Origin of the sequence: Staphylococcus simiae, from assembly GCF_002902085.1 — a bacterium.
GTDB lineage: Bacteria > Bacillota > Bacilli > Staphylococcales > Staphylococcaceae > Staphylococcus > Staphylococcus simiae.
In genome coordinates this window covers 20,367-43,087 of record NZ_PPQR01000054.1, presented here as the reverse complement: position 1 = coordinate 43,087, position 22,721 = coordinate 20,367, and the positions used below count along the sequence as shown (strand labels likewise).

The window sequence follows — 22,721 nt, the reverse complement described above, 5'->3', positions numbered from 1 at the left end:
GATAGCAGAAACTCTAACATGCAATGCAGGGACCCAACATAGAAAAACTGGTTATCCAGTTTTTTCATGCCATGCAAGTTGGGCAAGGGACCCGTCATAGAAAAATTTTAAAAATAAAATTTTTTCTTTTATGTGCAAGACGGGCATAGTTGGGCAAGGGACCCGTCATCAAAAATCCATATGTGGATTTTACATTAATGTGCAAGACGGGCATCTACGAAATAAATTTTATATAAAATTTATTTCTGTCCCACTCCCTAATCGTAATATATTTAACTCATGTAATCATTAAAGATAACTTTAAAAATAGAGCCTTTACCAATTTCACTATGTACTTCAATGCTTGCATTATGAGATTCAACAATATGTTTTGTAATAGACAAACCTAAACCAGTACCACCTGAATCTCTACTTCTTGCTTTGTCTACTCTATAAAATCGTTCAAATATATGCTGGATATCTTCTTCATTAATACCAATCCCAAAATCTTGTATTTCTAACACTGTTGTTGCTTGATTTCGATAAACATTAACGTTAACTATTCCATTTTCATATGAATAATTAATCGCATTGTTTAATAAATTAGTAATAACCTGTGCCATTTTACTTTCTTGTGCTTGAATAATGACATCTTCTGTTATTGTTGTAATTATTTCTATATGCTTATTCATTGCTTGCGTCTGTAAATTATCTATTATTCTAAATGTAAGTTCTGAAAGATTCATATAATCCATTTCTAACTTATCTTGTTGTTCAATATGAGACAAATCAAGTAAATCAGATATTAAAGATTCAATGCGGTTAGATTCTTTCAAAATAATATTTAAAAACATATCAAGTGACTCACTGTTATTTTTTGCACCATCAATTAACGTCTCTGTAAATCCTTTTATGGATGTTATCGGTGTCTTAAGTTCATGTGATACATTAGCAACAAACTCTCTTCGTAAATTTTCTAATCGTTTTAAATTACTAATATCATGCATAACCAATAATATACCTTGTAAACTTTTCTTAGATTTAGTTAGGATAGGTACACAAGATATATCGAAATATTTAGTATGAACATTATTTAACGGTATTTCAAGTTGTTCATAAATAGCCTTTTCAACTTTAAAACATTCTAATATTAATGCCTCAATATCATGATGTAAATAATTACTGTATCGTTCATGTTCTATGTGATGATTAATATTGAATTGTTCATAGTATGCACGATTTGCTACAACTACTTTGCCATAACGATCAATCATCAATACTGAACTTGGAATATTTTCTATTGTCGTTTTTAAACGGTTAGATTGAATCTTTTGTTCGTTATTTAATTTTTGCAATTGTCTTGCTAAATTATTCGTCGTGATAAATAACTCTTTTGCTTCAATGACATTACTTTCAGGAACACGAATATGATAATGTCCGTCTGCTAATAATTGTGTTGCATATGTCACTTCTTGAATAGGCTTAATAAATGTATGTTTAAAACTTTGACTAACAAAATACAAACAAATTAAGACTACGAGGCAAATGATGGCTAAATATAACCATAAATTCTTTTGCATATCATTAATATCATGGTTGATACCTTTTATAATGACTTGATATTCGTCAATTTTTTTCATAAATGTATACGTTTTACCATTATGAATATAATTGGTATTGTTAGAAGTATTAACGTTAATGTCCTGCGTTTTAAAAATATCTTTATTATTTTTAATAATTCGAATATCAATATGTTGCTGCTTTGCAATTTTTTCTAGTTGATGGTCTTTATTTTGTTGTGACAAATAGATATACGTTTGAGCATCTTGAGTTAATGATTGTTGTTGTTTGTGATTAATTAAACTACCAATGGAAAATTGCAGAATTAAACCTAATGTTATAAAGCTAATTATTAATATCGTACTAATTAGCAACATTAGGCGATGATGAAATTTCATCATTGTTCTTTAGGTCTTTCAAGTTTATAACCAAGTCCACGAACTGTTTTAATCAACTGTGGTTTCTTTGGATTTTCTTCTAATTTATCTCTTAAATGACTGATATGAACGTCAACAATTCTAGAATCTCCTGCAAATTCATAATTCCACACGGTGTTCAACATATGCTCTCTTGTAATAACACGTCCTTGTCTTTCTATTAAATAGAGTAACAATTCAAACTCTTTCGGTGTTAATTCTAGTAATTCATTATTTTTATAAACTTCAAAATATTCAGGTCTAATTCTTATGGCGCCTATTTGAATGTCCTCTTCAATCTCCTCAACATTTTTACTAAATTGAGATCTTCTAAGAATCGCTTTCACTCTTGCTACAACTTCTCTAGGTGAAAAAGGCTTAGTCATATAATCATCAGCACCAAGCTCTAATCCTAGAACTCGATCAAACTCATCATTTTTTGCAGTAAGCATTAAGATTGGAACTAAATTTTTATTTGAACGAATTAATTTACATACTTCAATTCCGTCTTTCTTAGGTAACATTACATCTAAAACAATTAAGTCAGGTTGTTCACTATCAACCATTGCCATTGCCTCATCGCCATCGAATGCGACTGCAACTTCATAACCAGCTGTTTCTAAATTATATTTAAGCAATGTAACAATAGATTGTTCATCATCTACTACCAGCACTTTTTGCGACATGTTATCCTCCTAATTTAAAACTATATTTACATTATAACCGAACCATTTAGAAAAATAACATGATAGACCGTATCTTTACATACTTTTTACAAAAGTAAAGATTGAGACATATTTTTTTAATTTGACGTCATTGATACCCACCTGGCATATTATCACCAAAAAACACTCTCTATTAAAATGAAACAGAGAGTGTTTTTAGGTAAATTTATATGATTAAATAAACTATAATATATTATTTTAAGTTTTTAATTAGTTCATCTGCAAATTCTGATGTTGATACTTCAGTTGCTCCGTCCATTAAACGTGCAAAGTCATAAGTTACAACTTTAGAAGCAATCGTATCTTCAATAGCGTCAGTAATTTTATCTGCAGCTTCTTGCCAACCTAGATGTTCAAGCATTAATACTGAACTTAAGATAACTGATGAAGGATTTACTTTATTTAATCCAGCATATTTAGGTGCAGTACCATGAGTTGCTTCAAAAATAGCGTGACCAGTTTCATAGTTAATATTGGCACCTGGAGCAATACCGATACCGCCTACTTGTGCAGCTAAGGCATCTGAAATATAGTCACCATTAAGATTCATAGTTGCAACTACATCATGTTCAGCAGGACGTGTTAGGATTTGTTGTAAGAAGATATCAGCAATAGAATCTTTAATAATAATTTTGCCTTCTCTTTCAGCTTTATCTTGTGCAGCATTAGCGGCATCTTTACCTTCTTTTTCAACAATTTCATCATATTGTTGCCAAGTAAATACTTGATCCCCAAATTCATTGTGTGCTAAATCATAACCCCATTGTTTAAATGAACCTTCAGTAAATTTCATAATGTTACCTTTGTGTACTAAAGTAACTGATTTACGGTCATTATCTAAAGCGTATTGAATAGCTGCTCTAACTAAACGTTCAGTACCTTCTTTTGATACTGGCTTAATACCAATACCAGAAGTTTCAGGGAAACGAATGTTTTTAGCACCCATTTCATTTTGTAAAAAGTCGATTACTTTCTTAACTTCGTCAGTACCTTCTTTAAATTCGATACCAGCATAAATATCTTCAGTATTTTCACGGAAGATAACCATGTCTACATCTTGTGGACGTTTAACTGGAGAAGGTACACCTTGGAACCAGCGAACTGGACGTAAACAAGTGAATAAGTCTAATTCTTGACGTAAAGCAACATTTAATGAACGAATTCCCCCACCGATAGGCGTAGTTAATGGTCCTTTTACAGCAATTAAATAGTCTTTAATTGTATCTAAAGTTTCTTGTGGTAACCATTCACCAGTAGTATCAAACGCTTTTTGACCAGCTAAAACTTCTTTCCATTCAATACGTTTGTCACCATTGTATGCTTTGTCAACAGCTGCATCGATAACACGACTTGCTGCATGCCAAATATCTGGTCCGATACCATCACCAATAATAAATGGAATGATTGGTTCATTTGGTACATTTAATCCATTTGTTCCTTGAGTAATTTTTTCTGCAGTCATTCTTTATACCTCCAAAATGATAACTTATTTTTTACTATTATTTATTTTCTTTCTTCTAATGGAATATATTTACGGTCCGTTTCACCGATATATTTTGCTCTTGGTCTCATAATTCTATTATCTCTATATTGTTCTAAAATATGTGCAATCCAACCTGCAGTACGACTTACTGCAAAAATTGGTGTGAATAGATCATGTGGAATGTCCATACTATGGTAAACACTAGCACTATAGAAATCAACATTTGGAATTAAGCCTTTTTCATCAGCAATGCGCTTTTCAATTTTAATAGACATATCAAATAATTGTTCTTGACCAGCATCTTTAGTAATTTTACGACTCATCTCTCGTAAATATTTAGCTCTTGGATCTCCATCTTTATATACTCGGTGACCAAAGCCCATAATCTTTTCTTTGTTCGCAAACTTATTGTCCAAATATGCATCTACATTATCAATTGAACCAATGTCATTTAACATTGACATAACTTGTTCGTTAGCACCACCGTGTAATGGGCCTTTTAAAGAACCGACAGCGGCTACAATACCAGAATACATATCTGATAATGATGAAACAGCACAACGAGCTGTAAATGCTGATGCATTTAATTCATGATCTGCATGTAAAATGAGTGCCTTGTTAAATGCTTCAACTTCAATGTCATTTGGTTTTTCACCACGTAACATGTATAAGAAGTTTGCTGCATAACTTAAGTTTTCATCTGGTTTAATTGGATCTTTATCTTGTCTCACTCTAGCAAAAGCTGTTACTAATGAAGCTACTTTAGCTTGGATACGCATAGCTCTTTCATAACGATTTTCATCAGATTCATCCTCTGCATCTGGATCAAAATGTGCAATATAAGAAAGTGATGTACGCAATGCAGTCATTGGATGAACTTGGTCAGTTACATACTCTTCAAAATGTGTATAAACACGAGGATTTAATGTCATATAGTAGTTTAATTTTTCTTTTAAATGCGTCAATTCTTCTTCATTTGGTAATCGATAATTCCAAAGTAAGAAAATGACTTCTTCAAATTGTGCATGCTCTGCTAAATCATCAATATCATAGCCCGCATAAGTCAATTGACTATCGATAATAGAGCTTATTTTAGTTTCTGCTGCAATAACCCCTTCTAAACCTCTTTGTAATTCTGCCATGATAAATTTCCCCTTTACTGTTTCTTTATGAAATGGCTTTCAACTAATATTATAGCTAATGCTTGTTAGTTTGTGAAATATAAAAGACAATATTAAGTCTTCAACAATCCTTTTATAAATCAAAGTAAAATTCACATAATCGTCAAAAACGCCTTTGCTATAGGTTTTATAATATAGATATCACGTATAACTTAAGTCATTCTATTTAAATTTTTAATTGGTTATTAAGAATGATTATAAAATATAAAGTGTGTTAACATGGAATTTTACACAATTTTACTAAAAGTAATTGTATATATTTTAATATACGTGCATAATAAAATTATCTGAATTTAAGGGAGAGGTCTTATGGCTGAAAATTTACAAAGGGGGCTTAGCAATCGTCATATCCAATTAATCGCAATTGGTGGTGCCATTGGTACTGGTTTATTCTTAGGTGCTGGTCAAACGATTGCAATGACAGGTCCTTCAATATTACTGACTTATATTATCATTGGATTTATGCTTTTCATGTTTATGCGAGGTTTAGGAGAAATAATCATTCAGAACACTGACTTCAACTCATTTGCAGACGTTACTAATAAATACATAGGTCCGTTTGCAGGATTTGTAACGGGTTGGACATATTGGTTCTGCTGGATTATTACAGGCATGGCGGAAGTAACAGCTGTAGCAAAATATGTCAGCTTTTGGTTCCCACATGTACCAAACTGGATTAGTGCTCTATTTTGTGTGTTGGTACTAATGACATTTAATTTATTAAGTGCCAAACTTTTTGGTGAATTAGAATTTTGGTTTGCAATTATTAAAATATTAACCATTATTGCTTTAATTGTTGTTGGATTCTTTATGATACTATTCGCATACAAAACACAATTTGGACATGCTAGTCTAACAAATTTATATAATCATGGCGTCTTTCCAAAAGGTGCATCCGGCTTCTTTATGTCATTCCAAATGGCATTATTCTCATTTGTCGGTATTGAAATGATTGGTGTGACTGCTGGTGAAACTAAAGATCCAGTTAAAACTATTCCAAAAGCCATTAACAGTGTACCAATTAGAATATTGATTTTTTATGTTGGTGCTTTAGCAGTAATCATGTCAATTATACCATGGCAGCAAGTTGATCCAGATAATAGCCCATTTGTTAAATTATTTACATTAATCGGCATTCCTTTCGCTGCAGGATTAATTAACTTTGTAGTATTAACGGCGGCTGCTTCATCATGTAATAGTGGTATTTTCTCTAATAGTCGAATGTTATTTGGTTTATCAAACCAAAATCAAGCGCCACCAAGTTTTGCTAATACTAACAAAAACGGTGTGCCCCATATCGCTATTTTTGCATCATCAGCATTATTACTTATTGCAGCATTATTAAATTATATTTTCCCTAATGCAACGTTAGTATTTACTTATGTTACTACGATTTCAACTGTATTATTCCTTGTAGTATGGGGCTTAATAATCATTGCTTATATTAACTATAGTACAAAGAATCCAGAACTACATAAGAGAGCAACGTATAAGTTATTTGGCGGAAAATATATGGGATATTTCATTTTAGTATTCTTTATTTTCGTATTCGGCCTATTATTTATCAATCCTGATACAAGAAGAGCGATATACTTTATCCCAGTTTGGTTTATACTACTAGGATTTATGTATTTAAGATATAGACGCATAGAAAGAAAATTAAATTCATAATAAAAAATCAACATACTATTAATTAGCACAGTATATTGATTTATCTATACCAATCACACTTTAGTTAAAGTATTGTGATTGGTTTTTTATTTATTTAAAGCATTGAAGACAGAAATCATTCTATAATCAATATGATGGAATTGGTAATACCTATATTCTTCCCCTATAAAAATGAGTACATCATGAAAATTTTTAGTAGTATGCATAGGTATCTACAGTTTTAAATTTTTAATAATATCATATCTATATTTTATTCATACAACTGCCTTACACATAATATGTAATAGGAATTATAATTATCTCTACTCATATAGAACTTCATTGATAGGTTTATAACAATCTATTACATTAACTTATTACTCTCATATAGCACAAAAACCCGATGATAGCTATAAACAGCTAACATCGGGTTGAATTTATTTGATATTAAAGTACGTTTGCATATCCTTCAAAAATCTTACCTTGAGAAGCATCTATTGTAACTAACATATCATTTTTAATATTTTTAATAGCTTTTTCAACGCCAACAATTGTAGGAATACCTTTTTCTAAACCAACAATTGCACTTGGAGAAGTAATACCATTTTCTTCAGTGATTAAGCCTAATGCATTTTCGATAAATGGTACAAATGTTTCATCAACTGAACTTGTAACGATAACTTTATCAGTTAAATCTTTACCTTCTAAATCTTTAGCAGATTCAGCAACAACTGTTGTACCTACTACTGATCCACGTCCAATCCCTTGACCACTAGCAATTTCATCACCAACTAAGTGAATTTTCATCATGTTAGTTGTTCCAGTTTCGCCAGTTGGTACACCAGCTGTAATGATAATTAAGTCACCGTTTGACACTCTACCTGTTTCAACAGCAGTTGCAACGGCATTGTTTAATAATGCATCAGTGCTCTTACGTCCTTTTTTAACTACTGGTTGAACACCCCATACGATTGAACATTGACGTGCTGTTTCTTCATTTGGAGTAACAGCAATAATATCTGAATGTGGACGATATTTAGAGATTGTTCTTGCAGTTGAACCACTTTCAGTTGCAGCTACAATTGCTTTTACGTTTAAATTTAATGCTGTATGTGCTACTGAAATACCGATAGCATTTACTAATGAAGTATCTACTAATTTTGTACGATCAGATAATAATTTTTTATAATCTTGAGCTGCTTCTGCAGATATAGCAATATTTCTCATAGTTTTAACTGCTTCTTCTGGATATAATCCTGCTGCTGTTTCACCAGAAAGCATAACAGCATCTGTACCATCATAAATAGCATTTGCTACGTCACTTGCTTCTGCACGTGTAGCGCGTGGATTACGTTGCATAGAATCTAACATTTGAGTAGCTGTAATAACTGGTTTACCTAATTTATTACATTGTCTAATTAAGTCTTTTTGAACCATTGGTACTTTTTCAGGTGGAATTTCAACACCCATGTCACCACGAGCAACCATTAAACCATCAGAAACTTCAAGAATTTCCGCAATATTATCAATACCTTCTTGGTTTTCAATTTTAGGGAAGATTTGGATATTTGCATTTTTCTCTTCTAATAGTTCACGAATTTCAAGTACATCACTCGGACGACGTACAAAGCTTGCAGCAATAAAGTCTACATTTTCTTTAATACCAAAGCGAATGTCATCAGCATCTTTGTCAGTGATACCTGGTAAGCTTACACTTACTCCTGGTAAGTTAACACCTTTTTTATTTTTAAGCTCTCCTGAATTTAAAATATCACATTTAACTTCTTTTTTAGCTTTATCGATATCTTTAACTTGTAATTCAATTAAGCCATCATCAAGTAAAATATAAGATCCCACTTGAACATCATTAATTAAATTTTCATATGTTACTGAGAACATATCTGGTGTACCTTCAACTTCATTCATGCTAACAATCACTTCATTGCCTCGTTCAAGTTCAATTACACCATTTTTCATATTATGGGTACGAATTTCTGGGCCTTTTGTATCTAATAAAATAGCTACAGTTTTTCCTAAACGTTTTGCAACTTTACGGATAGTGTCAATTCTACCTTTATGTTCTTCATGACTACCATGTGAAAAGTTTAAACGTGCTACGTTCATACCTGCATTAATTAATTTTTCAATCATTTCTTCTGATTCTGAAGCTGGTCCTATAGTACATACAATTTTAGTTTTTCTCATTACTAAATTCCTCCTGAGATTTTATATAGACAATTTTTTAGCTAATTCGTATAAGTCTAAATCAAATTTATGATCATTACCATCAAAGATGTCATCAAACGGTGTTGCAATTACTTTATTATTTTTAATACCAACACCTTTAGCAGTTTCACCATTCATTAATAATTCAACTGCATACCCACCAAGTCGTGATGCTAATACTCTATCTGCGCCAGTTGGACTACCACCACGTTGAATGTGGCCTAATACTGATACTCGTGTATCGATATTAATGAATTTAGCTAGTTCATTTGAACATTCTTGAGCTGTCATAACACCTTCTGCTACTAACACAATCGAATGCTTTTTACCTCGTTTAATACCTTGTTCAATTTTTTCAGCAACATCTTTAAGATCAGTCTTAACTTCAGGAACCATTATTGTTTCAGCTCCTACTGAAAGTCCAGCCCATAATGCTAAATCTCCACAGTCTCTTCCCATTGCTTCAATAATGAACGTTCTTGCATGACTTGATGCTGTGTCTCTGATTTTATCTACTAAGTCAATAATAGTATTTAAGGCAGTGTCAAATCCAATTGTAAAATCAGTACCATTAATGTCATTATCAATAGTACCAGGAATACCAATTGTTTGAATTTCTTTGCACTCTTGACTGATTAATTGAGCGCCTCGATAACTACCATCCCCACCAATAACTACAAGACCCTCAATGTCACGTTTACGTAAATTGTTAATAGCAATTTGACGCACTTCTGGCTTTTTAAATTCTAGACATCTTGCTGAATATAAGAATGTTCCACCTCGTTGGATTGTATCTCCAACAGAGCCAAGTTCAAGTTTATGAATATCATCGTCTAATAAACCTTGATATCCATGATATACTCCGTAAACTTCGATTTCATTATAAATTGCTGTACGAACTACTGCTCTAATGGCAGCATTCATTCCTGGTGAATCTCCACCACTTGTTAAAACTGCAATTTTTTTCATGACGACATACCTTTCTATAACAGATTTATCTTTAACTCTAAATTACCATAAATTATTACACCATTCCATCAAAAGAAATATATTGTGTCAATGTAAACGTTTTAAATATTGAAAATTATTTTAACAACATAAAAAAGATTAGTAATCAATAACACGACTACTAATCTCTATGATTATTTATTCAATATATGAACCTATATTTCTAAATTTATCAAAACGATCTTGAGCAACTTCTTCTGCAGAAAATTGTTGTAATTCAGCTAATTGTTTTACAAAAGCATCTTTAATAGCTAAAGCTTGAGTTTCAACATCTTTATGGGCACCACCAATAGGTTCATTAATAACTTGATCGATAATACCTAATTGTTTAATATCATTAGCCGTGATTTTCATGGTTTCAGCTGCTATTTTAGCAAGATTACTATCTTTCCATAATAATGCTGCAGCACCTTCAGGTGAAATAACAGAATATGTACTATTTTCTAGCATTAACACTCTATTGGCAATACCAATGCCAAGTGCGCCTCCACTTCCACCTTCACCGATTACAATTGCAATCACAGGTACTGTTAACGATGCCATTTCTACAAGATTTGTAGCGATAGATTCACTTTGACCACGTTCTTCAGCAGCTTTACCTGGATAAGCACCTTTTGTATCTATAAAAGTAAATATTGGTCTATTAAATTTTTCAGCTTGTTTCATTAGACGCAAAGCTTTTCTATATCCTTCAGGGTGAGCCATACCAAAGTTTCGATAAATATTATCTTTAGTATCTTTACCACGCTGTTGTCCTACGACAGTCACTGCTTGACCGTTTAAAAAACCGATACCACCAATCATAGCTGGGTCATCTCTAAAGTTTCTATCTCCGTGTAATTCCATAAACGAATCAAATATATATGGAATATAATCTAATGAGGTAGGTCTTTCTTGTAAACGCGCGATTTGTACACGATCCCATGGTTTTAAATTAGTATATATTTTTTTAGTTTCTCTTTCTAAAGATGTTTCTAACATGTCAATTTCTTCTTGTAAATCAACATCATTTTTTTCTTGGGATTCTTTTAATGAGTCAATTTTATGTCTAATTTCATAAAGTGGTTTTTCAAAATCTAACATTATTTACTCACCCCTTGATGTATTTTAAGAATTTGTGATAAAGTTTTGCGCATTTCTTTACGATGAACTACTTTATCTAATTGACCATGCTCTAATAAGAATTCTGCAGTTTGAAAATCATCCGGTAATTTTTCATTGATTGTTTGTTCAATAACGCGACGACCTGCAAAGCCAATTAATGCTTTCGGTTCACTTAAATTAATATCTCCGACTGAAGCAAAACTTGCTGATACACCACCCGTTGTCGGGTTTGTTAAATAAGAAATATATAATAAACCAGCATCTGAATGACGTTTTAAAGAAACACTTGTTTTACCCATTTGCATTAGAGATATAATCCCTTCCTGCATCCGCGCACCACCACTAGCTGAAAATAAAATAAATGGTAAACGATGTTCCGTACAGTAATCTATAATACGACAAATCTTCTCACCGATAACAGAACCCATACTTCCCATTCTAAAACGTGAATCCATAACTGCAACGCCATATTTTATACCATCTAACTCTGCTGTACCGGTGATAACCGCTTCATTAAGTCCAGTTTTTTGTTGGTCTTTTTCAATTTTTTCTAAATAGCTAGGAAAATCTAATGGATTCGCAGAGGTCATTCCCTTATCGAATTCTGTAAATGTTCCTTCATCTGAAATTGCTTCTATACGTTTATCTGCTGTTAAAGCAATATGATGATCACAGTTAAAGCACACATTTAAATTTTCAGCTAATTCTTTTGTGTACATTATTTTTTTACAATTAGGACACTTAGTCATAATACCTGCTGGCACTTCGTTGTTCTTAGAGTCTTGCACCGTAAGATATTTCTTCTTCTTTGTTCGATTAAAAAAATCTTTAAACATAGGTAAACCTCCAAATAACCTCTGTTCTAACCATATAGAGCATCAAAGGACAAATTTTTATAATTACCACTTTATCAACTCTGATTATGACAAATTAAAATATAGACTTCTTAGTAAAACTAAACTTAATCTATTGTAAATCTGTTAATTTTATTGTTTTATCATACACATCTTGTGGGTCCACTTCAATTCTAGCGACACCAGATTCCATAGCTGCTTTAGCAACATTGCGAGCTACTGATGGTGCAACACGTTTATCAAATGGTCCCGGTATACAATAATCTTCATTTAATTCGCTACTATTTATTAAATCTGCAATAGCTTCAACTGCCGCTTTTTTCATGTCTTCATTAATATGCGTTGCTTCGACTTCTAAAGCACCTCTAAAAATACCTGGGAAAGCAAGTACATTATTTATTTGGTTCGGATAATCTGAACGTCCTGTACCTATAACTTTAGCGCCTGCTTCTTTAGCATCATCCGGATTTATTTCAGGATTAGGATTTGCCATCGCAAAGATAATTGGATTAGTTGCCATATTTCTGACCATCTCCTGTGATAATGCATTAGCAACAGATACACCAATAAATACATCTGCATCTTTAATCACATGCTCTAATGAACCTTCAATTTTATCTTTGTTTGTCCATTTTGCTACTACATCTTTGGTTTCATTCATACCATAAGAGCGACCTTCAAATATCGCACCTCTTGAATCACACATAATCATATTCCTTACACCATATGAATATAAAAGTTTCACTATAGCAATACCTGCTGCACCAGCACCATTTAAGACCACTTTAATTTCTGATAGATCTTTATTAACAACTCTTAATGCATTAATTAAACCTGCCATAGTCACTATTGCTGTACCATGTTGATCATCGTGAAAGACTGGAATATTTGTTTCTTTTTTTAATCTTTCTTCGATTTCAAAACATCTAGGTGCAGAAATATCTTCTAAATTAATTCCACCATAATTAGGTTGTAATAATTTCACTGTGTTGATAATTTCTTCTGTATCAGTAGTATCCAATGCAATAGGAACACCATTAATCCCAGCAAAGCTTTTAAATAATACTGCTTTACCTTCCATAACTGGAATACTTGCTTCCGGACCGATATTACCTAAGCCTAAAACAGCAGTTCCATCAGTAATAACAGCAACTGTGTTACCTTTTATTGTATAGTCATAAACTTTACGTGGATCCTCATAAATTGCTTTACATGGTTCGGCAACACCTGGAGAATAAGCTAAACTTAATTCTTCTTTATTAGTCACTTTCACGTTAGGTTTTACTTCTAATTTACCTTGATTACGTTTATGCATTTCTAATGCTTCATCTTTTAATGACATGTCAACAGCCCCTATTTTGATATTTATTTGTAAAAAATTATTATTTTAAAACTCATTACATCATAAAAGGTAAAAAATGGGTTAGTCTTATAAATAAGTTAGACTTTAAATGTTAATAGTAAATATATGGACATATTTTGCTTTTGAATACTAAATCATAATTTTTTTGCATACAATATATTAACTTGATTGCGCTTTTTGTGCTAATTATTGTTATGTAAATACTTAAATGAACTAAGCAGACATAAAAATAATAAGAATAAAAAACAATATAAAAATAAAGGTTCTCTAACAAATCGGACTGATACATAATTAAATTTTCAAGCCTCGCTTTCCTAGGGTGCTGTCTCAGCCTGTAGTCTTCGACTAGCACTGCTCCCTCAGGAGTCTCGGCTTCAAATTAATTTTCATTTTAAAATTATTCATTTTTTATTTATCAGTCTTAAAAATAGAGAACCAAAATAAACTGATAGTTAATAATATCTAACCATCAGTTTACTATATCATAATTTTTTATTTGATAAAAGTTATATAAGTCTAATATCTGTAGGCTTGAACGATTGAATAAACTCATCTAAGCGACTCTCTTTTTGATTAATATATCCAATAGGTATCATATTATTTGTTGTTTCATCATAAAACAATATTTCTATATCAATTTGATGTTGCTTCTGGTTATATATCATCTCTTTAAATTCATCTATATTTTCTTTTGTTCGAATTACAATTTGTTTAGTTGATAATCTTTTTTGTTCTTCATAAAGATCAAGTTGCATTATATCATTGATAATAAATTGTCTTTGTTGATTTCGCACATCAAATTTACCACTAATAATATAATAAGCATGTTGTGATAATTCTGTTTCATACTTTTTATATTTATCAGGGAAAATAACCCCATCCATTATTTGTCTGCCATCATTAAGCGTCACAAAGGCCATATTTTGACCATTTTTAGTACGAATTTGTTTGATATTATCAAATTGCACTAAAATAGGATGATAGTTTTTAGCATTTGCTAACTTGTATATAGTTAAATATTGTTTCTTTTCGAACATTTTTTCAACAGGATGTTTAGAAATATAGAATCCTAAATATTCCTTTTCGAATTGACTTATCAAACCATCAGATAATTCTTCTTTTTCTTCATAAACTTCTTTGGGTGTTAACATATCAAATAATAAATTTTCTTGTTCAATATTTAAGACATCATCCATAACTTGATCAATGGCATGTAATAGCGTTGCACGTGTCTTGTTAAAATTATCAAACGCGCCTACCAAAATTAAAGCTTCTAACAATTTCTTAGTCTTAACACGTTTAGGAATACGTCTTGTAAAATCAAAAAAATCCTTAAATTTACCATTTTGATAACGTTCGTCTACAATTACTTTAACACTTTGGTAACCGACACCTTTAATTGCTCCTAATGACAGGAATATGCCTTTTGGTGTTGCTTTATAAAACCAATGACTCTCATTAATGTTCGGTGGTAATATTTTTATATTTTGTTGCTTAGCTTCTTCTATTATTTGAGCTGTCTTTTTATCTGCACCAATCACATTACTTAAAATATTTGCATAAAAATAATTTGGGAATCTTACTTTCAAATATGTCATAATATAAGCAATTTTTGAATAGCTTACCGCATGCGCTCTAGGGAAACCATAATCAGCAAATTTTAAAATTAAGTCAAAGATTTGTGTACTTATCGCTTCACTATAACCATTAGCGATGGCACCTTCAATAAAATGTTGTCGTTCACTTTCTAATACTGCTCTATTTTTTTTACTCATCGCACGTCTTAATATATCCGCTTCACCATAACTAAAATTAGCAAACTTACTAGCTATCTGCATAATCTGCTCTTGATAAATAATAACACCATAAGTATTTTTTAAAATAGGCTGTAAGTCAGGATGTAAATATTGAACTTTTGATGGGTCATGACGTCTACTAATATATGTTGGGATTTCTTCCATTGGACCTGGACGATATAATGATGTAACAGCAACAATATCTTCAAAATGTTCTGGTTTTAATCTTTTTAGTACATTTCTAACACCATCGGATTCTAATTGGAAAATACCTGTCGTATCTCCTTTCGATAGTAATTCAAAGACTTTTGGATCATCTAATGGTATTTTTTCAATATCAATATGGATATCTAAATCTCTTTTGACTTGATTAATGATTTGGTGAATAATTGATAAATTTCTTAAACCTAAGAAATCAATTTTTAGTAGCCCAATTTTTTCATCTTCGGTCATAGTCCACTGTGTCAAAAGCCCAGTATCACCTTGAGTTAACGGAACATAATCATATAAAGGCTGATCATTAATAATAATTCCAGCTGCATGCGTAGATGTATGCCTTGGCAAACCTTCTAATTTTTTACTTAAATCAAACCAACGTTCATGACGGTGATTACGATGGACAAAATTTTTAAATTTTTCATTTTGATATGCTTCATCTAAAGTTATTCCTAATTTTTGTGGTATCAAACTGGAAATTTCATTTAAAGTAACATCATCAAAGCCCATAATTCTACCAACATCTCTAGCAACTGCTTTAGCTAATAAGTGTCCAAATGTCACTATTCCTGAAACATGCAAAGATCCGTATTTTTGTTGAACATACTGTATGACTTTTTCACGTCGTGTATCTTCAAAATCTATATCGATATCTGGCATAGTTACACGCTCTGGATTTAAAAATCTTTCAAATAGCAAATTGAATTTGATTGGATCAATAGTTGTAATTCCTAATAAATAACTCACTAGTGAGCCTGCAGATGAACCCCTACCAGGACCTACCATAACATCATGTGTTTTAGCATAATGTATTAAATCACTTACTATTAAGAAATAATCTTCAAAGCCCATATCCGTAATAATTTGATATTCATATGTTAATCGTTGTTGATATTGTTCTTGTTGTAGATTTAATTTTTCTAGTTGTTTAACTAATAAGCCCCACAAATAGTCTTTTGAAGGTTGTCCCTCAGGTGTTTGATATTGAGGTAAAAGTGATTGATGATATTTTAACTCGGCATTGCAAAGCTGTGCAATTTTATCAGTTTCTTCTACGAAACTTTGATTTATAGAATCATCTTGTCTCTCATTTTTAGTAATAAAATGCTCACCATAGTCTTTAGGTTTATGAATTAAATCCAATTTTTGATTATTCTTTATTGCAGACATTGCTGCCAGTGTATCTGCATCATTTAAAGTTAAGTATCTGATTGACTGTAGCCATGTATGCTGTATTTGATCCATTGATATACTATGATGATCTAAATAAACATATGGATGGTTCTTAAATTCTTCCACGATAGCTTTATGCTGTGGTTCGACATGCTTAAAAATCATTATCAGGTTTTCATTATAGCGCTGTAATAAATCACATTGTACATTTTCAAGTTGATTCATTTTAATTTCAGATGATAATTGAAATAATGCTTGTAAGCCATCATTATTTCTAGCTAGAACTACTGTTTCTATATAGTCTAAACCATTAGTTACATAAAGTGTCATCCCGAAAATAGGTTTAATGTTATGTGCTAAGCATGCATCATAAAATTGCGGATAGCCATACAACACATTGGTATCAGTCAACGCAATAGCACTAACATCTTCAGACACTGCTTTTTTAACAATATCTTCTATCTTTAAACTAGAGCTTAATAAATCATATGCCGAATGTATATTTAAATAAGCAACCACGGTTGTATGACTCCTTTCTTAGTTTAATTTTGTTCGCAAAGCTTGAGCTAAGTCATCAAATTGTTCCCACGTAGCAACTGAAACACCGCAAGCATTAGGATGTCCACCACCACCAAATTCATTAGCTATGTCATTAATGGCTATATGACCTTTTGAACGTAATCTACATCTAATTTCATTACCTTCATCGACGCCAAACATCCAAATTTTTAAACCTTTAATATCGGCAATAGTGTTAACAAATTGAGAAGCTTCATTTGCTTTAATATCAAATTGCTCTAGTACTTGTTGTGTTATTTTCACTTGGCAAAAACCATCATCCATTAATTCAAAATGTTGTAATACATATCCTTGGAATGGTAGCATTTTAGGATCTTTTTCCATCATTTTATTTAATTCTGCATTGTGATCAAAATCTTGAGCAATAAGTTTACCGGCAACATCCATTGTATGCTCAGTTGTATTATTAAATAGGAAACGACCCGTATCTCCAACAATTCCTAAATAAAGTACTCTAGCAATATCTTTATTAATAAGAGACGTATCATTAAAATGATTAATAAAATCAAATATAATTTCACTTGTTGATGATGCAGAAGTATTTACAAAATTAATATCACCATACGGATCAGTTTCAGGATGATGATCAATTTTTATTAATTGTTGTCCTAAATTAAAACGACTATCATCAATACGTGGTGCATTTGCTGTGTCACACACGATAACTAAAGCATCTTCATAAGTTGCATCATTTACGTCATCTAAGTCACCGATAAAAGCTAAAGAAGGTTCCCCATTACCTACAGCATATATATCTTTATGTGGAAATTTCTGTTGTAAGTAATATTTCAAACCAAGTTGTGAACCGTAAGCATCAGGATCGGGCCTAACGTGTCTATGGATGATTATCGTATCAGCTTGTTCAATTTGTTCCATTATATTATTCATTGTCTTTATCATAATATTTCCCCCTTTTAGAGCTAGTTAGATTTTTAATCTATACTAGCTCTTATGCAGTTGTACGTTAGTAACAACTGTATTCCTTTTATCTTACTATTTTAATAGTTAGAAGCTCTTATGCAGTTGTACACCTGTATGACTGTATTCCTTTTAACTTTTTAATCTATACTAGCACCCCAACTTGCATATTTTTGTAAAAATTCTCCAAGTAGAATTTTAGATGTTGGGGCCCCTAGAGCCTGGGACAAAATGTATTTTGCACTTAAAATTAAGTATTTGGCAGTAACTGTCTGATTTTCAAAAAGTTGATAAATCAACATTTTGAAAACCTAGTCAGTCTTGCCGGGGTGGGATTACGAAATAAATTTTATATGAAATTTATTTCTGTCCCACTCCCTCCTTTTATCTTACTATTTTAATAGTTATAAACTTCTCATTATATCGCATCTTTACAGTTCATCAAACATTTGACATATTACAAGTGCACTGGCCACTTTTTCTTTGTCACTTATCATAGTAACTTCAATCTTAGCAAAATTACGCCCTAAATCTAGTATGTCATAATCAACAGTAATATATGACTCAATCGGCACAGTTTTAATATAAACAATGTTCAAATTTTCTATCATTATATTACCTTTTTTATATTTACGCATTTCATACTGTATGGTTTCTTCAATGATACTTACAAAAGCACCTTTACTCAAAGTACCATAATAATTAATAAATAATGGTGAAACTTCAACAGTAATTTTATCTTGATTCATCGTAATATATTTAGCTATTTGATCATTGATTGTGTCACCCATTTGAGGTTGACGTCCTATTACTTGTAATGATTTCAAAACATCTTGTCGATTAATGACACCAATCGTTTTATTATTACTTGCCACTACCGGTATCAATTCTATACCTTCCCAAATCATCATATGTGCACAACTAGCTACAGTACTCGAAGCTGTAACACAGATTGGGTTTTTAGTCATAATTGAACCAATTTCATCATTATCTTCGGTATTAATTATTTCTCTACTTGTAACAATGCCAACTAACTTATATGTTTCATTAACTACCGGGAATCTAGTGTGTCCTGTTTCATTGGCAATTCTTTTATAATCTTCAATTTTCATACTATCAAATAACACGGATAAATGATCAAGAGGCGTCATGATATCTTGTACAATCAAAATATCTTTCCGTATTTTTTGATCAAATAAGGCTTTATTAATAATATTAGCTACTAAAAATGTGTCATCACTTGATGAAATAACCGGTAATGCTTTGGCATTAGCATATTCTATGACTTTATTTGATGGTTTAAAACCACCTGTGATAAGAATTGCAGTTTCTCTTTTCAATGCTTCAAATTGCACATCATCTCTATTACCAACAATTAATAAAGTATTATCGCCAATATATTTCATAATATCTTTGATTTCCATTGCCCCAATAGCAAATTTCGACACAGTTTTAGTTATGCCCTTATGACCACCTAAAATTTGACCATCGATAATATTAACAATTTCATTAAACGTTAAATGTTCAATTTCAGATCGATTACGTTTTTCGATTCTTACAGTTCCAACACGATCAATAGTTGCAACCATACCGATTTTATCAGCATCTTTAATTGCACGATATGCAGTTCCTTCCGACACATTTAAAAATTTGGCAATTTTACGCACTGATATTTTAGAGCCAATAGAAAGTGATTCAATATAATCTAAAATTTGTTCATGTTTTGTCATGATATACCTCGTCTTTTCAAACACTAATAGATATATTATAACTTTATTTTTAATAAAAAGCATTGAACAAAAACTGATAATTAACTAGCAGTAGTATTTTATATTTTAAATAAAAGTGTGTTTATTAAACATTTCAAAAAAGATATATTTTAAATGGAAAAATCTACTATTATTTATTAGAATAGAAGTGAGGAGGGATGTACCGATGTATAAAAATATATTACTTGGTGTAGACACTCAACTAAAAAATGAAAAAGCCTTAAAAGAAGTGTCTAAATTAGCTGGCGAAGGTACAGTTGTAACTATTTTAAATGCTATTAATGAGCAAGACGCACAAGCTTCAATTAAAGCAGGTGTTCATTTAAACAAATTAACAGATGAACGAAGCACACGTTTAGAAAAAACGCGTAAAACACTTGAAGATTATGGTATTGATTATGACCAAATCATTGTAAGAGGAAACGCTAAAGAAGAATTACTAAAACATGCCAATAGTGGTAAATATGAAATTGTTGTGCTTAGTAACCGTAAAGCTGAAGATAAGAAAAAATTTGTTCTTGGTAGTGTCAGCCATAAAGTAGCAAAACGTGCAACAATCCCTGTGCTGATCGTTAAATAATATTTTAATGATAGATTCGAAGCGGTTTTTAAGCATCATTTACATTGTCAAACTCATCTATAAATCTAATAAATTGATAGTGCAGTTTATCTATTTGATAACCATTCGATTAAAACCAGCATTAAAAATAACGCGTTAGATATCACGTTACAAACACGATAATCTAACGCGTTTTTATATTAAAATTTAACTTCTTCACCTGGTTGCAACACTTGTACTTCCCCAACTGTAACTGCATCTTTAAATTGTTGCGGATCCTGTTCAATAATTGGGAATGTATTGTAATGTACAGGAACAGAAATTTTTGGTTTGATAAATTCATTGATAGCATAACTTGCATCATCAATTCCCATCGTAAAATTATCACCAATTGGAACGAAGCATACATCTACTGGATGACGTCTAGCAATCAGTGACATATCGCTAAATAGTCCAGTATCACCAGTATGATAAATTGTTTTTCCTTCTGCTTCAATAATGACACCCATAGGCATACCTAGATATACCGGGATACCATCTTCATGAGTGAAACTAGAACTATGAAATGCTTGAACATATTTAACACTACCGAAATCTAAATTAGCTTTACCACCAATATTCATACCTCTAACATCTTTAACACCATGATATGTTGTTAAATAATCAGCTAGTTCTGCACTACCAATAACAGTAGCATGATTTCTATTAGCTAATTCAACCACATCACCAAAGTGATCAGCATGTCCATGAGTAAGAATAATATAATCTACATCTAATGTTGATGCATCTAAATCTGATTGTTCATTACCTGTAATAAATGGATCGACGATAACCTTTTTACCATTTGCTTCAAAATATATTACCGATTGACCATGAAATGAAAGTTTCATTAAAATAGCCCTCCTATTTAATTTCTAATAATTTTAATATACCCTACTATAAACCAATTATAACAAATAAAATTTCTTTCTAACGATACTATGTCAAATTCTGAATTCGAAGACATTCTACTTTATATTATAAAATGCTAAAATGAAGTTAACTAATACAAGTATTGGAGTGTTAATTTAATGGCAAACATACAAAAAGTAATTGAAGCATTAAAAGAACAACAAGCAGATGCAGCATGGATTACGACACCGTTAAATATTTTTTATTTCACTGGATATAGAAGCGAGCCTCACGAAAGATTATTTGCTTTGTTAATTAAGCAAGATGGTTCACAAGTTTTATTTTGTCCAAAAATGGAAGTTGAAGAAGTTAAAGCATCTCCATTTAAGGGTGAAATTATTGGCTATTTAGATACTGAAAATCCATTTTCTTTATATCCTGCTACTTTCAACAAGTTACTTATCGAAAGTGAACATTTAACTGTAGCTCGCCAACGTCAATTAACAGAGGGATTTAATACAACTCATTTTAATGATATTGATTTAACTATTAAACATTTACGCAACATTAAATCTAATGATGAAATTGCTAAAATTAAAAGAGCAGCTGAATTGGCTGATAAATGTATTGACATTGGTGTAGCTTATTTAAAAGAAGGTATTTCAGAGCGTGAGGTTGTCAATCATATCGAACAAACCATCAAACAATATGGTGTTAATGAAATGAGTTTTGACACGATGGTATTATTCGGAGATCATGCAAGCTCTCCTCATGGTACACCAGGTAACAGAAAGTTAAAAAACAATGAATATGTATTATTTGATTTAGGTGTTATTTATGAACATTATTGTAGTGATATGACTCGCACCGTTGCCTTTGGTACGCCAAATCAAGAGGCACAGGATATTTATCAAATTGTTTTAGAAGCGGAAACGTCAGCTATTGAAGCAATCAAACCAAGTGTACCATTACAACATATCGATAAAATCGCACGAGATATTATTAGTAATGCTGGATATGGTGATTATTTCCCTCATCGTTTAGGACATGGCTTAGGATTAGAGGAACATGAATATCAAGATGTATCTAGTAGTAATAGTAATCTACTTGAAGCTGGAATGGTCATTACTATTGAACCAGGTATTTATGTACCACAAGTTGCAGGAGTGAGAATTGAAGATGATATTTTAGTTACAGAAAACGGCTATGAAGTCTTAACCCATTACAAGAAATAAAATAATAATAAAAGAACCTCTCATCATCAACTATCT

At 31.5% G+C, this 22,721-nt stretch carries 16 protein-coding genes; 3 read left to right on the top strand and 13 right to left on the bottom strand.

What is annotated here, in order from left to right:
* Positions 1 to 272 precede the first annotated feature (272 nt).
* The 4 genes from pnpS to CD113_RS07265 form a co-directional block, all read right to left on the bottom strand.
* Entirely contained in the window at positions 273 to 1,940 is a 1,668-nt protein-coding gene (gene pnpS / locus CD113_RS07280) for a two-component system histidine kinase PnpS (protein WP_002462388.1), read from the bottom strand.
* Positions 1,937 to 2,641, bottom strand: a complete 705-nt coding sequence (locus CD113_RS07275; protein WP_002462389.1) for a response regulator transcription factor — start codon at positions 2,639 to 2,641, stop codon at positions 1,937 to 1,939. Before CD113_RS07275 ends, pnpS begins: the two co-directional genes overlap by 4 nt.
* A 232-nt stretch (positions 2,642 to 2,873) precedes the next feature.
* Positions 2,874 to 4,142: an NADP-dependent isocitrate dehydrogenase gene (gene icd / locus CD113_RS07270; RefSeq protein ID WP_002462390.1), complete on the bottom strand. Its 1,269-nt coding sequence runs from the start codon at positions 4,140 to 4,142 to the stop codon at positions 2,874 to 2,876.
* Positions 4,143 to 4,183: 41 nt separating this feature from the next.
* The gene (locus tag CD113_RS07265; RefSeq protein WP_002462391.1) at positions 4,184 to 5,305 is read right to left on the bottom strand and encodes a citrate synthase; all 1,122 of its coding nucleotides are present in this window, start codon (positions 5,303 to 5,305) and stop codon (positions 4,184 to 4,186) included.
* Between the two features lie 348 nt (positions 5,306 to 5,653).
* On the opposite strand from CD113_RS07265, the gene CD113_RS07260 reads away from it, so the two are divergent.
* Positions 5,654 to 7,015, top strand: a complete 1,362-nt coding sequence (locus tag CD113_RS07260) for an amino acid permease (RefSeq protein WP_002462392.1) — start codon at positions 5,654 to 5,656, stop codon at positions 7,013 to 7,015.
* A gap of 426 nt (positions 7,016 to 7,441) precedes the next feature.
* Here CD113_RS07260 and pyk read toward each other — a convergent pair whose 3' ends face one another.
* The 8 genes from pyk to CD113_RS07220 form a co-directional block, all read right to left on the bottom strand.
* Positions 7,442 to 9,199, bottom strand: coding sequence for a pyruvate kinase (pyk, locus tag CD113_RS07255; protein ID WP_002462393.1), 1,758 nt, complete (start codon positions 9,197 to 9,199; stop codon positions 7,442 to 7,444).
* A 21-nt stretch (positions 9,200 to 9,220) separates the two neighbouring features.
* Positions 9,221 to 10,189 (bottom strand): 6-phosphofructokinase, encoded by a 969-nt coding sequence (gene pfkA / locus CD113_RS07250; protein WP_002462395.1) that lies wholly within the window; start codon positions 10,187 to 10,189, stop codon positions 9,221 to 9,223.
* A gap of 177 nt (positions 10,190 to 10,366) precedes the next feature.
* Positions 10,367 to 11,311, bottom strand: a complete 945-nt coding sequence (locus CD113_RS07245) for an acetyl-CoA carboxylase carboxyltransferase subunit alpha (protein WP_002462396.1) — start codon at positions 11,309 to 11,311, stop codon at positions 10,367 to 10,369.
* Positions 11,311 to 12,168 carry an acetyl-CoA carboxylase, carboxyltransferase subunit beta gene (gene accD / locus CD113_RS07240; protein WP_002462397.1) on the bottom strand — a complete coding sequence of 286 codons (858 nt, stop codon included), beginning with the start codon at positions 12,166 to 12,168 and terminating at the stop codon, positions 11,311 to 11,313. Before accD ends, CD113_RS07245 begins: the two co-directional genes overlap by 1 nt.
* 130 nt (positions 12,169 to 12,298) lie before the next feature.
* A complete protein-coding gene (locus CD113_RS07235) occupies positions 12,299 to 13,528 on the bottom strand; it encodes an NAD(P)-dependent malic enzyme (protein WP_002462398.1) in 1,230 nt (409 codons plus the stop codon).
* Positions 13,529 to 14,055: 527 nt separating this feature from the next.
* Complete coding sequence (locus CD113_RS07230; protein WP_002464316.1) at positions 14,056 to 17,253, bottom strand: DNA polymerase III subunit alpha; 3,198 nt, start codon at positions 17,251 to 17,253, stop codon at positions 14,056 to 14,058.
* An 18-nt stretch (positions 17,254 to 17,271) separates the two neighbouring features.
* Complete coding sequence (locus CD113_RS07225; protein ID WP_002464315.1) at positions 17,272 to 18,213, bottom strand: DHH family phosphoesterase; 942 nt, start codon at positions 18,211 to 18,213, stop codon at positions 17,272 to 17,274.
* Between the two features lie 449 nt (positions 18,214 to 18,662).
* The gene (locus tag CD113_RS07220; protein WP_002462087.1) at positions 18,663 to 19,961 is read right to left on the bottom strand and encodes a DRTGG domain-containing protein; all 1,299 of its coding nucleotides are present in this window, start codon (positions 19,959 to 19,961) and stop codon (positions 18,663 to 18,665) included.
* Positions 19,962 to 20,166: 205 nt separating this feature from the next.
* Here CD113_RS07220 and CD113_RS07215 point away from each other — a divergent pair, with 205 nt between their 5' ends.
* Entirely contained in the window at positions 20,167 to 20,580 is a 414-nt protein-coding gene (locus CD113_RS07215) for a universal stress protein (protein ID WP_002462088.1), read from the top strand.
* A gap of 179 nt (positions 20,581 to 20,759) precedes the next feature.
* Here the strand turns inward: CD113_RS07215 and CD113_RS07210 are convergent, their stop codons facing one another.
* On the bottom strand, positions 20,760 to 21,449 hold the full coding sequence (locus CD113_RS07210; protein WP_002462089.1) for a metal-dependent hydrolase: 690 nt from the start codon (positions 21,447 to 21,449) through the stop codon (positions 20,760 to 20,762).
* Between the two features lie 180 nt (positions 21,450 to 21,629).
* Between CD113_RS07210 and CD113_RS07205 the strand changes: the two genes are divergently transcribed.
* A complete protein-coding gene (locus tag CD113_RS07205) occupies positions 21,630 to 22,685 on the top strand; it encodes a M24 family metallopeptidase (protein WP_002462090.1) in 1,056 nt (351 codons plus the stop codon).
* Positions 22,686 to 22,721 lie beyond the last annotated feature (36 nt).

What these genes read in the sequence shown, in the direction of transcription:
- CD113_RS07220 (WP_002462087.1), bottom strand. Translation starts at nt 19,961, where the DNA reads ATGACAAAACATGAACAAATTTTAGATTATATTGAATCACTTTCTATT.
- pyk (WP_002462393.1), bottom strand. Translation starts at nt 9,199, where the DNA reads ATGAGAAAAACTAAAATTGTATGTACTATAGGACCAGCTTCAGAATCA.
- CD113_RS07245 (WP_002462396.1), bottom strand. Translation starts at nt 11,311, where the DNA reads ATGTTAGATTTTGAAAAACCACTTTATGAAATTAGACATAAAATTGAC.
- CD113_RS07225 (WP_002464315.1), bottom strand. Translation starts at nt 18,213, where the DNA reads ATGATAAAGACAATGAATAATATAATGGAACAAATTGAACAAGCTGAT.
- accD (WP_002462397.1), bottom strand. Translation starts at nt 12,168, where the DNA reads ATGTTTAAAGATTTTTTTAATCGAACAAAGAAGAAGAAATATCTTACG.
- CD113_RS07260 (WP_002462392.1), top strand. Translation starts at nt 5,654, where the DNA reads ATGGCTGAAAATTTACAAAGGGGGCTTAGCAATCGTCATATCCAATTA.
- pnpS (WP_002462388.1), bottom strand. Translation starts at nt 1,940, where the DNA reads ATGATGAAATTTCATCATCGCCTAATGTTGCTAATTAGTACGATATTA.
- CD113_RS07275 (WP_002462389.1), bottom strand. Translation starts at nt 2,641, where the DNA reads ATGTCGCAAAAAGTGCTGGTAGTAGATGATGAACAATCTATTGTTACA.
- CD113_RS07205 (WP_002462090.1), top strand. Translation starts at nt 21,630, where the DNA reads ATGGCAAACATACAAAAAGTAATTGAAGCATTAAAAGAACAACAAGCA.
- icd (WP_002462390.1), bottom strand. Translation starts at nt 4,142, where the DNA reads ATGACTGCAGAAAAAATTACTCAAGGAACAAATGGATTAAATGTACCA.
- pfkA (WP_002462395.1), bottom strand. Translation starts at nt 10,189, where the DNA reads ATGAAAAAAATTGCAGTTTTAACAAGTGGTGGAGATTCACCAGGAATG.
- CD113_RS07215 (WP_002462088.1), top strand. Translation starts at nt 20,167, where the DNA reads ATGTATAAAAATATATTACTTGGTGTAGACACTCAACTAAAAAATGAA.
- CD113_RS07265 (WP_002462391.1), bottom strand. Translation starts at nt 5,305, where the DNA reads ATGGCAGAATTACAAAGAGGTTTAGAAGGGGTTATTGCAGCAGAAACT.
- CD113_RS07235 (WP_002462398.1), bottom strand. Translation starts at nt 13,528, where the DNA reads ATGTCATTAAAAGATGAAGCATTAGAAATGCATAAACGTAATCAAGGT.
- CD113_RS07210 (WP_002462089.1), bottom strand. Translation starts at nt 21,449, where the DNA reads ATGAAACTTTCATTTCATGGTCAATCGGTAATATATTTTGAAGCAAAT.